This window comes from Cellulophaga sp. (assembly GCF_039943695.1).
Taxonomy (GTDB): domain Bacteria; phylum Bacteroidota; class Bacteroidia; order Flavobacteriales; family Flavobacteriaceae; genus Cellulophaga.
The window spans coordinates 1-12,056 of record NZ_JBDVAA010000070.1 but is presented as its reverse complement, the minus strand read 5'-3'; the positions used below and the strand labels follow the sequence as shown (position 1 = coordinate 12,056).

11 protein-coding genes are annotated in these 12,056 nt (G+C 29.7%); 3 read left to right on the top strand and 8 right to left on the bottom strand.

All coding sequences use genetic code 11. The annotated features are described in order from the left end of the window. The 7 genes from ABJD66_RS05315 to ABJD66_RS05285 form a co-directional block, all read right to left on the bottom strand. Positions 1–2,076, bottom strand: a 2,076-nt coding sequence (locus tag ABJD66_RS05315; RefSeq protein WP_348129029.1) for a sulfatase-like hydrolase/transferase, incomplete at its 3' end; no start/stop codon positions are given. A 1-nt stretch (position 2,077) separates the two neighbouring features. Further along, positions 2,078–3,508, bottom strand: a complete 1,431-nt coding sequence (locus ABJD66_RS05310) for a glycosyltransferase (protein WP_348129026.1) — start codon at positions 3,506–3,508, stop codon at positions 2,078–2,080. Between the two features lie 25 nt (positions 3,509–3,533). Beyond that, complete coding sequence (locus tag ABJD66_RS05305) at positions 3,534–5,435, bottom strand: HEAT repeat domain-containing protein (protein ID WP_348129024.1); 1,902 nt, start codon at positions 5,433–5,435, stop codon at positions 3,534–3,536. Between the two features lie 3 nt (positions 5,436–5,438). Next, positions 5,439–5,813 carry a response regulator transcription factor gene (locus tag ABJD66_RS05300; protein ID WP_348129021.1) on the bottom strand — a complete coding sequence of 125 codons (375 nt, stop codon included), beginning with the start codon at positions 5,811–5,813 and terminating at the stop codon, positions 5,439–5,441. Positions 5,814–5,823: 10 nt separating this feature from the next. Next, complete coding sequence (locus ABJD66_RS05295) at positions 5,824–7,497, bottom strand: response regulator (RefSeq protein WP_348129018.1); 1,674 nt, start codon at positions 7,495–7,497, stop codon at positions 5,824–5,826. 280 nt (positions 7,498–7,777) lie between these two features. Next, positions 7,778–8,167 (bottom strand): hotdog domain-containing protein, encoded by a 390-nt coding sequence (locus tag ABJD66_RS05290; protein ID WP_072302246.1) that lies wholly within the window; start codon positions 8,165–8,167, stop codon positions 7,778–7,780. A gap of 31 nt (positions 8,168–8,198) precedes the next feature. Next, positions 8,199–9,095: a DUF72 domain-containing protein gene (locus tag ABJD66_RS05285; protein WP_348129013.1), complete on the bottom strand. Its 897-nt coding sequence runs from the start codon at positions 9,093–9,095 to the stop codon at positions 8,199–8,201. Between the two features lie 102 nt (positions 9,096–9,197). Between ABJD66_RS05285 and ABJD66_RS05280 the strand changes: the two genes are divergently transcribed. Beyond that, positions 9,198–9,605, top strand: coding sequence for a glyoxalase (locus ABJD66_RS05280; RefSeq protein WP_100895920.1), 408 nt, complete (start codon positions 9,198–9,200; stop codon positions 9,603–9,605). On the opposite strand, the gene ABJD66_RS05275 is transcribed toward ABJD66_RS05280, so the two are convergent. Beyond that, positions 9,597–10,277, bottom strand: coding sequence for a DUF2461 domain-containing protein (locus ABJD66_RS05275; RefSeq protein ID WP_348129010.1), 681 nt, complete (start codon positions 10,275–10,277; stop codon positions 9,597–9,599). The genes ABJD66_RS05280 and ABJD66_RS05275 overlap by 9 nt on opposite strands. Before the next feature lie 98 nt (positions 10,278–10,375). Here ABJD66_RS05275 and ABJD66_RS05270 point away from each other — a divergent pair, with 98 nt between their 5' ends. Both ABJD66_RS05270 and cysM read left to right on the top strand, forming a co-directional pair. Then, complete coding sequence (locus ABJD66_RS05270; protein ID WP_100895918.1) at positions 10,376–11,170, top strand: serine O-acetyltransferase; 795 nt, start codon at positions 10,376–10,378, stop codon at positions 11,168–11,170. Beyond that, on the top strand, positions 11,160–12,041 hold the full coding sequence (gene cysM / locus ABJD66_RS05265) for a cysteine synthase CysM (protein ID WP_348129007.1): 882 nt from the start codon (positions 11,160–11,162) through the stop codon (positions 12,039–12,041). Before ABJD66_RS05270 ends, cysM begins: the two co-directional genes overlap by 11 nt. The last annotated feature ends 15 nt before the right edge of the window (positions 12,042–12,056 follow it).

Here is a 12,056-nt window from a genome sequence, read left to right as displayed (position 1 = left end):
AATATGTCTAGGAATTTCTTGTATAATGTAGTTACACAAGCGTAAAGCGTCTTCAGTTTTACCATTAAAAGCCATTTTTTGTGCCGTTTTATAAGCACTATCAAAACTTTGCCCGTTTAAAACACTGTTAATCCATATTTTATCCTCTTCAGTAAATACAATGTTTTTAATATTAAAAACAGCTAAATTCTGTGGTAAAAGTTTATCGTATTTTGTTACGTAAGCATTTATAGACCTAAACCTTTTAAGGGCTGCATATACACTATCGTTTTCACTTTGTGTTAGGTTTAGATTGTTATCAACCTTAAAAGTTGTTCCTGAAGAATAAAAATAATTTTGATATAAATATTCCTCTATTTGGTTTTTAGCGCGCATTAAAGGCACGTTTCTGTTGGCTTTAAATGTAGTATGTAAAGGTAAAGTCTCTCCCAACCAAGCTACTTTTTTTGGCACACTTATTTTGTATTTATTAACCATTAGGCCAATTAAAGAAGGGGTAATATCTAAATGAGATGTAATAGATTCTATTTTTTTTGGTGCCATTAACATTGGACTATATATTAATAATGGTACGTTATACTTTGACAACTCATTATTTATTGGTAACTCTAATAACCTATGTGTTCCTGTAATTATAAATATGGTATTTTTAAATTCTTCTTTATTTTTATATGACTCTATAAAGTATTTTAATGAAGTATCTGTATATAAAATACTAGCCATAACGTCTTTATTATTGTTCTGCTGCTTTTTTATATGTTCTGATGCCTTAGACCTTGCTAATATATTTGTTACTTTATCTATAAAATTAGACTTATTAGGTATTAAAAAAGGCTCTTTTAATGAAGTTGTTAAATACACCTCTAATTTTGGTTTATTATTATTTCTGGGAGTATTAAAACTCTTTTTAAATAACTCCTTGTCTGGATAACCTATAGATTCGCCAGCTTTATCTTTGGGAGAAAGCATATATTTTGCACCAAAATAGCTGCGATCTATAACTAAGTCTAATTGCTCTTGTTGTAAAAAATTATCTACATTATTAAAAGAGCTATTTGTACCTTGTAAATAGGCTGTGGCATATCCATTATTTTTTAAAACACCAAATAGTGTTAAACGGTTTATAGGTTTAGGAATACTCATAAAACCCTGCTTACCATAAGGTAAAGAGCCTATAATAGCTGGTAAAGCACCAAAACTTTTTGCTGTTGTACTAAAACAATTTTTCCAGTAAAGAGATTTTTGCGCTAACGAATCTAAAAAAGGTGTAAATCCATTATAAACAGATTCTTTACCAACAAAATCCTTACCCAAACCATTTACCATTACTATTACAATATTTGGTTTTTTGGTTGATAAATTAAAATTACCTCCTAAGCTATAATCGTTTTTTGCTGTTTTTAGTAAAGGATAAGGCGGATTATTTTTATTATCAAAGTAACTATCATCCTCCATAAAGTTTTCAAATAAATTTACAGCTAAGTATTGGGTCTTATTTTGGTTTATTGGTTGCCCAGACATAAACATAGACGCTACAAAAACGGTAAGTAAAAAAAAGGTGAATGGAAACATTTTATTTACATAATGGTAGTATTTTGATGTAATTAAATACAAGCCATAAAACAATAAAACTATTATGATAAACATTAATAAAAAAAGAAATGGAACTACAACATTACTGTTTATTGCTGTTTTTAAATCTAAAAAACCATAATTTAATACGTTAGCTCCTAAGGGTATATATGCTCTTGTAAAATATAAAACTAAAAAACACTCTAAGGCTAGTAAAATAATTAAAATAAAAAATGTAAATCTGTAGCCTCTAGAATACTTAGATTTTTCTAAGTAATAGTAAGGCGCCACCAGTAGCAAGCCAACAAATGCAGCAAAACCAATATGATGAGTAATACTTAGTAAAAAACTAATACTAAAAACACTGCTAATTATACCTCTATTGTAAAGCACAATATATTGGTATAAAGACAAAATTAACAACACACAAGCAAATGCAATTAATAACCTTGTGTAGTGCTTTAAGGATAAATCTGGATTTGTATTTAGTGTAGTAATACTCATACTAAGCAGCCTTTGTAAACCCTTTACGTGTAATTGTACCCCAACCCGACTTTATTTTAAAAAGTTTTTTATAATTACCTCTAACCGCCGAGTAGGTAACTAAGGGATGAAAAATAAAAGGTTCTAAAATGGCAAATACCATTAAAACCAAAATATCTTTTGTTTTGTATTGATTATAAGCATAAACCTCCCAAAATATAGCAAAGAAGGAAAACATTACAGAGAATGAAAATACTGCCGCTGTAATAGCAATGAAAAATTGAAAATTTAAAATTCCCAAATAATAAAATAGTATAATAGATAAAAACCCAAAAAACTCTAACAAAGGAGCCAACCACTCGTAAAAAAACCAATAAGGATAACTTAGCATACCTAAGCGCCCATACTTAGGATTAAAAAACATATCCTTATGCTTAGTTAACGTTTCTAAATTTCCTCTAGACCACCTATCTCTTTGGTTTACAAATATTTTTACTTCTTCAGGAACTTCTGTCCAACATAAAGGATCTGGAATGTATTCTACTGTGTACGGTAGATCTCTCTCATGCATATATCTACGCATTCTAAAAACAATCTCCATATCTTCACCCACGGTGTTGGTATCATAACCACCAGCTGCCAAGGCTATTTCTCTATCAAAAAAACCAAAAGCACCAGAAATAATTAGTAAACTATCTATACTACCCCAAGCCATACGACCCAAAATAAAAGACCTTGTGTATTCTAAAAGTTGAAATTTAGCTAACCAGTTTTTTGGTAACCTTACTTCTTCTAACTCACCACCATCTATTATACATGAATTAGCAACACGTATAACTCCGCCTACAGCAATAACTCTTTTTCCTGATCTTTGAAAAAATGATTTTACAACGTGTAGTAACGCATCAGGTAGCAATAAACAATCTACATCTATACAGCCAACATACCTATTGTTAGATAGTTGCATTCCTGTATTTAAAGCATCTGACTTGCCTCCGTTTTCCTTATCTATTACTGTTAATTTATGAAATGCCTTTTGCTTAGATTTATAAATTCCTCTTATTGGCTTGGACTGCCAATTAGGATCTATTTCTTGTTCAATTTTAACAAGATCATAGGCATTAATCATTTTTTCTAAAGTATCGTCCTTGCTTCCATCATTAACAACCATTACCTCATAATCTACATAGTTTAAAGACAATAAAGACCTTACATTTTCTACAATATTCATTCCTTCATTATAAGCAGGAGCTATTATTGTAATACTAGGTGCTAAAGGTGATGCCATAACTTTAGATAAGTCTCCAAAGCTATTTTTTCTACGGTAATGTAATGTGTGTTTAGTTGCTAAATACCCCATTACTGTGTATCCAGAGAATAAAATCATAGTAAACATTAAAAAAATAACGTTTATATAATCTACTAGAATAGTAAAAAAATCACTCTGAAACATATAATGTCAAGTTTTTGACTGGATGTTAGTTGCTATTATCTTTGTAAAATTCTTCAGATAATAAAAAGTCAATATCTAAATAACTAAACCCTTTAGTTGGTTTTTCTTCCTCTTCTTGTAAAAAACAAAATTCTAAAGGTTTAAGCTTTTTTTCTTCTGGTAATACTATATTGGTAGTTGTTTTTTTAAAAGAGGTATCTATTGTAGGTTGTAGAGTAACAACATTATTTTCTGTTGTAGATGTGTTTAACTCATTAAAACTTTCTTCTATTGCATCTTCTTTAGCAATCTTTTCTAATCTATTTTCAATTGCAGCCTTAACAGCTATTGCTTTTTTGCTAATTTCTTGTTCTTTATCGTTTAATAGCGTTTTTACAAAATTCAATTCTTTTTGATCTCCTAGAGCACCTATTTCATCCAATAATATAAGTTTAGCTTCGGTATCACAACCGTCATATAAACTTTTAAAAACAGTTTGTGACTCTAATCCTAAAGACTTAGATGTTTGTTCTTTAACTTCTTTAGGCTCACTTAAATTAAAATAAACTGCATTATCAATTTCTTCATCAGATACATCTTTTTTAGCTTCTAAAAACCTAACAAACTCTAAATGTTTATCATCATCCATAGGAGCTACTTGTGTAACAACTTCTATAGTATCTTCTAGAGCAAAAGTCATAAGTTCTTCCTTATCCTCGTCTTCTTCACTAACATCATTAACAATTGCTAAATCATCTGTATTGTCTGTTAACTGGTCTATTACAGAAGCTAAATCTTTTTCTACCTCAGTTCTTGGAGTTACTGTTACCTCTAATGGGTTAATTGTTTTAGTATCTACAACGGGTATTGTTGTTGTAGCCATTTCTTCTAGCCCTTCTAACTCTAAATGATTATCTGGTAATAAGCTATTAATAGCTACTAATGCTTTATTTTTAACAGCAAAAACTTCTGTACGGTCTTCTATTGTATTTAAAAACTGAACATCTTCTTGAAAACCAAGGTTTTCTAACGCTTCAATTATTAATAATTTACTATCGTTGGTACTACTATTAAATACTTTTTTAAGAGATTCTCTTGCTTCCACCAAGTTAAATTCACTAACGCATTGTATGGCTACTTGTCTAATTTGACTGTTTTTATGTCTAATTAATTGTACAATAGAATCATTAGCATCACTCTGGTCATAATGTTTTACTAAGCGTAATGCAAAAAGTACCGTATCTGTATTTTTAGAAAACAACCAGTTTTTAAATCTAGGAGGATTATAATTTTTTTTGTTCTGAAGAATCTCTAATAATTTTAACTGTTGCCATTCTGATATTTTATGCTGAGTAGTATCTAAAAAATAATTAATACCTTCATCTTTTAAGGAAACAATTGCTATTACAGATTGTTTACGAATTACTCCTCTACTACCGTTAACAAACCTTGTAATTTGCTCATATGAGTCTGTTACTTTCATTTGTGTAAGCTCTACAATACCTTGAGATATTGTATGCCAACGCCAGCTTTTAAGCTTTTGTAGCGCATCCTTATCTAAACCTAAATTTTTATATAAACTATGTAAAGATTTTAATGTTTCTCCAGATAAATCTTGACTCAACTCTACTAATACTTCAGAAAAAACAGTTCTATTACGCTTGTTTTTTAGCATTTGTCTTATTTTAATTTTAAGACGTACGTAATTGTTTTTATCCTCTAACGTTGCTGTTTTTTCATCAAAAAAGAGAAATTCGCTTACTATAGGACCTAGCTCTTTCTTCTTTATTTTTTTATATTTTAAACCAAGAGTAATATTATTTTTAGCATAAAAAGTAATTGCTATGTATATAGCTGCTACAATGGCAAAAACAATAGCCAATATCCATAACAAATCAACACCAATTTTTGGTGCTATATTCATAAATATATGATTGGCTTTATTCATTTACTAAACAGGTATTCTTTTTAATACTCTTGCTACACGAATTAATAATTCTGGTGGACTGACTGGTTTTGATAAAAAGTCGTTTGCCCCCATTTCAAAAGCATTTAAAACATTTTCTTCATTACCTGCAGATGATATAATAATAATGGGAAGCATAGAGTTTAATGTATTTCTAACATAATCAATAAGCTCTATTCCAGACATATAAGGCATCATTATATCGCTAACTATAAGGTCTGGAGTATTGTTTGTAAGGTATTCTTTAACTTCTTTACCATTTACAACAACATCTACTGTATAGCCACTTTTTTGTAATCTAAATTTTAATAGAGAAGAAAGTAATTCATCATCCTCTGCTAGCAATAACCTCTTTTGCATAATATCTTTTTTATACTTCTTCTGCTAACCTTAGTAACTCATCATCTAATTGCTGCTCTATACTAGGGTACTCACTAACAAAACAGTTATATAAAAAGTTTAGATGTTTAACATCTATATCATCTTTAATTGCATTTTCTATTTGTAAAACACTTTCAAATAAGGCATCTGCCTTCATCATTTTTAAACCAGCTTTAATTTTATGAGTTGCAAATTTTAAAGCCTCGTAATCTTCATTTTTAATGTGTACTATTGATTTACCTATAAACTCTAAGGCATTATTTTTAAATAACTTAACTAGCTCTTGGAGCATTGCCAAATCTCCCATACATTCATTTAATACAGGTGTTAAATTAAGCTTTCTTACATCTCCTTGATCATTAATATGATTGCTTGTTAATGTTTCCATATTTGCATTGTTTTGTAATTGCTCTAATAAAATGTTAAGTAACTCATTAGAGGTGTAGGGTTTTAATAAAAAATTAGTAAAATTTGAGGTATTAAATTCTGTACTTGTTTCTATTTCATCATCTGCTGTAACAGCAATAATTGGGGTATTGCTTATTCTTATATTTTTATGATTTCTAATTTCTTCTGCTATTTCATCACCATTTTTTTCTGGCATTCTTAAATCCATTAAAATGATGTCTATAATATTGTTTTCAAGAATTTCTAATCCTGTACTACAACTATCTGTAACAAAAGATTTACATTTCCATTTATCTAACTTAAACTCTAACAATTTTTGGTTTAGCTTATTATCTTCAAAAATCAAAACATTCATTCCTCTAATACTTTCTACAGAATTAGCTTTTATTTGTCGTTTAAAAGGGATAGTAAAAGTAAAAGTTGTACCAACATTTTCTCTATTAGATACTTCTATTTTACCGTTAAGAGACTCTATTAATTCCTTAGCTACATTTAAGCCTAAACCTAATTTAGACTTATCTTGACTATAGATATCAAAAATTTCAAGAACCTTTTTATCAGAAATAGTTCCGTTGGTATCATTTACAGTAAACTCTACAACAACAGTTTCTGCATACGTTTCTTTTACTGCAGCAGTAACTAAAATTTCACCTTTAGCAGTAGATTGTATACTGTTACCAACAATATTTAATAGTATTTGAGATAATTTTGAAGGATCTCCTATTAACTCCTCTGGTATGGCAGCATCTATTTGCTTATTTAAAACAAGATTATTATTTGTTATTAATGTATTACACAAAAACAAAACATCATTAACTACATTCTGAAACTTTATAGAAATACTTTCATTAACATTGCTATTAACGGCATTTGCATCTTTAAAATCTAATAAATCTTTAGATACGTTTAACATTGTGTTAGAGGTGGCTTGTATGTCTTTTACTATTTTCTCTTGTTCCATAGTTAAATTACTTTTTAATAGCTTTTCTGTATTGTCTAATATGCCATTTAAAGGTTGCTTAATTTCATTATTTGCTTTGGATATTAAACTATCTTGTACAGTAGCAGTGTTATTATGCATTGAAAAACCTAAAGAAAACTCGCGCTCCTTATTTTTTTCTACAAGAAGTTTTTTAAAATTATTTAGGACACCCCTAAGTGCATCTGCTTGTTTAACAGACAACTCGTTAAAAGAAAAACTGTTTAGTTTTTCTTGCAAATTAGATAATGAAGTATGTAGGTCGTTCAATTTCAATTTGGAGGAAATTTTACATTATTAAATAACAAATCTTTAAAATAACTGACTTATTACAATGTAAATCTCAATAATTACATAGGCACTAACAATAAAATGTTACATATATGCCTTTTTATGTTGTGAAACAACCTTATTTGTTAGTTTAATACTTACAGAAAGTTACCAATAACCGTTATTATTGACTTTTTATCTTATTTTAATAAGAATAACATTCGCTTTTTTTCAAAAAAAAAGTCCTAGTATTTCTACTAGGACTTGCTATTTATGTTTGTTAAAGTTACTGTGCCAACCTGTCTTTTACGTATTCAATTTTTGTTTTTCCGTGTGGCTTAGGTTTACCATCTGGCCCTAGATTAACCATAATTATATTGTCTACAGTTAAAATAGTTTCTCTTGTCATTTTATTACGAACTTCGCAATTTAAAGTTAAAGATGATACTCCAAATTTTTCAACCTCAATACCTATTTCTACAATGTCACCCTCTGTTGCAGAGCTCATAAAATTAATCTCGGACATATATTTGGTTACCACTTTCTTATTCTCTAGTTGTATAATGGTATACAACGCAGCCTCTTCATCTACCCACGCTAAAACTTTACCACCAAAAAGTGTTTTATTTGCATTTAAATCTCCTGGCTTAACCCATTTTCTACTGTGAAATCTCATAATATTACGATTTAGATTACAAAATTAGGTATTAAAATAAAGTTAGACGATTATCTAACAAAGTTTTAGGGATTTTTAAATTAGAGTCAACTTTTTTGTTTAAACTGGCAATAAAACTAGCCGATAATAATGGTGACTCTAATTCCATATTCTGATGTACAAAAAAGTGAATATTTTTAAGCCCTTTTTCTTTCCAGTTTTCTAACCTTGTTGTCCACTCCTCTAGCCTATCATAATCGCTCTTATGGTTTGCACCTACAAAACGTACAAAAGCTTCATTGTTTGTTAATCTCATATGTAACAAATCTCTACGGCCTGCAGTATCTACAATAGTATTTGCTATATTATTTTCTTGTAACAAGTAGTACAATTCTTGTGCTATAGTTTTGTTTGCAAACCAGTCTGGATGTCTAAATTCTATTGCCAACTTAAATTCCTTGGGCCAATACTTTTCAAACTGTACTACTTTTTCCCATTCTTTAGTATCAAAATTAGTATGCAATTGTAAAAATATAGTTCCTAACTTTTCTTTTAAGGTTGATGTTGCTTGTAAATACCTATCTAAAATAGGATAAACATTATTATTTAGCCTATTTAAATGACTAACTTCATTAGTTATTTTAGGATAAAACTTAAAGTCTTCTGGTGTTTTGTCATACCATTTTTGATACTGCTCTGCTGGAAAAATCCTGTAAAAAGTAGCGTTTAACTCTATAGAATTAAATTGAGATGCATAGTACTTTAGCTCATCTTTTGTTCCTTTTGGATAAAAGTTTTTTAAATCTTGTTTGTTCCACTTAGCGCACCCAACAGATATATTTAAATTACTATTAACTGTTACTTTTTTTAAAACAGCTGCAGTGTCTATATGGTCTTTTGGTAATTTTAAATTTAATAATTCTGGATTGGTAACTTTTCCAAATTTCATTTTAATACATTTTTGTTAAATGTTCATAAACCAGTTAAAAACTATATTAACCTAACTTATTTAGGGTAATATCTTGTTGTACCTTTAGTAAAAATGCTAGTTATGAACCAAAGATCTACAGATCTCTTACGCATAAGGCCAGAGATTAAAGCTACTAAAGTAGCAGAAGGAATTAGTAATGACGAACTTTTTCAGAACAAAACAATTAGACCTATTCTTAAATTGCAAAACGATTTAATTCTACTTGTTTTTAAAAACTACATTAAAAAACACAAAAACAAATTTTACAACCTTACTTTAGAAAAAAGACTAGAGTATATTGAAAATGCCATACAAAGAGACATTAAATTTAGAAATGCTTTAAAAGGCTTAATTATAGGGCAATTTACAGTTGAAGAATATGAAACTTATATTCTTAACTCTTCTGCGCTTAATAAAAGAATGATGTCTATGTCTATAACAAGGTTAAAAGATCAATTACAATACTTTAATGAGCCTGTTTTAGTCTAAAATAGACTCGCCATTTAAATTAGTCGTTAATACATCACTCATTAAATCAAAAAACGGTCTAATAGTGGCAAACGACTCGTTTACGGTATCTAAAAAGTTAGCAGACAATACCTCTTTATCTGTAAATTCTTTGGTAAAGATGTATTGTTTTTTACGTATTAAATCTATATCGCTGTGCTCAACATCAAAGCCTTTAGGTGCTCTCTTTAGTTCTTCACCAGCTAACTCTCCCCAAACGGCTTTAAACTTTTTAGAACCTATTGCTTCTCTAAATTCAGACGCATCAAGCTCTAACTCTTTTCTTATTCTAAATAAGTCTTCTTTACTAGGAGCCCAAAATCCTGTAGCTATAAAGCTATTTTCGGCCTCTATATGTACATAATAACCACCACGTAAACGCGCTCCTGCCCTAGTAAAAGAACCTGCTAAATGTGTTTTGTATGGTGTTTTATTTTTAGAGAAACGTACATCTCTATAAATTCTAAATACCTTAGATTTTTCAATATCATCGTGTTCATTCAATTTTTCAGCTAACGAAGAAATAAATCCTTTAAACGCATTTTCTTCAACCTTAAACTCGTCTTTGTGCTCTAAAAACCACTCTCTAGTGTTGTTTTCTTTCAACTTATTTAAAAAATTGAATGTATTTTTAGAGATTACATCATTTTTCATAAAAATCTTACTAATCTATTATTTATGCTAAAGTTAACTGTTTTTAAAAGTTTTTTTATAGAAATAATAGTTAATTTTGATAGTTGAATACATTACATATGACACTAAAATCTGTAATTAAAGAGATTGAGTTACATAAAAAACAACCCAATTTAAACTTTAGTCTAAAAGAGAAAACCGAAGTTTTTACACAAAAACTTTTTTATACTTTGTTTGATACGCAGACACCAGTAGCTGAAAACTTAGAACAATTAGAAGTACAATTTGATGAACTCGTAAATCTTGCTTGCTGGCAACTTGAAAAACCCTGTAAAAAAATTTGGGACAAATATGTTGTTACCATACCTAGTATATTGCAAAAACTTAATTTAGATGCAGAAGCAATAGTAAATTGTGACCCTGCTTCTTTATCTATTGAAGAAGTTTATATGGCTTATCCTGGCTTTTATGCCATAGCTATTTACAGATTGGCACATGAATTACACACTATTGGTTTTCCTTTAGTACCGCGTTTAATGACGGAGTATGCACATAGGTTAACTGGTGTAGATATTAATCCTGGAGCCAAAATAGGAAACTCTTTTTTTATAGACCATGCAACAGGTGTTGTTATTGGCGAAACTGCTGTTATAGAAGACCACGTTAAAATATACCAAGGTGTTACACTTGGGGCTTTATATGTTGCTAAAAATTTAAAGCAAACCAAAAGACACCCAACTATAAAAAACAATGTTACAATTTATGCAAACGCAACTATTTTAGGAGGTGATACTGTAATTGGAGAAAATACAATTATTGGTGGTAATGCTTGGGTTACAAGCTCTATACCGGCAAATTCGAAGGTTTTTTACAAATCTGAAATACAAATAAAAACTACACAAAATGTCTCATAGTATTCTAGATTTAATTGGTAATACACCATTAGTAGAGTCTAAGGTTTTAAATACCAACCCAAATGTTAAATTACTTTTTAAGTTAGAAGGCAACAACCCTGGCGGAAGTGTTAAGGATAGAGCTGCTTATAATATGATAAAAAGTGCTTTAGACAGGGGTGATATTGACAAAACAACCAAGCTTGTAGAAGCAACTAGTGGTAATACTGGTATTGCACTAGCTATGATTGCTGGTATTTTTAATTTGGATATAGAAATTGTATTGTCTGAAGGGTCTACTAAAGAACGCATACAAACAATGCGCGCTTATGGAGCAAAAGTTACTTTAACCCCAGCAAGTGTTGGAATTTTAGGTGCTAGAGATTATGCAGAAGAGCAAGTTAAAAAAGGGGCTGTAATGCTTAACCAGTTTGGTAATGATGATAATTGGAAAGCACATTACAAATCTACAGGACCAGAAATTTGGAGAGATACTGATAATAAAATTACACATTTTGTCTCTTCTATGGGTACAACAGGTACTATAATGGGCACATCTACCTATTTAAAACAACAAAATAAAGACATACAAATTGTAGGTGTACAACCTAAAGAGGGTGCTAAAATTCCTGGTATACGTAAATGGCCACAAGAATATTTACCTAAAATATTTGATGCTTCTAAGGTTGATAAAATTATAGATGTTAGCCAAGAAGAAGCAGAACAAACAACATTACTACTAGCTAAAAAAGAAGGCATTTTTGCTGGTGTCAGTAGCGGTGGCGCAGCATTTGCTGCTGCAAAATTAGCCAGTACTTTAGACAGTGGAACCATAGTTTCTATTGTATGTGATAGAGGTGACAGGTATTTGTCTTCTGGTTTATTTGGATAAAAAAATTAAGATGAT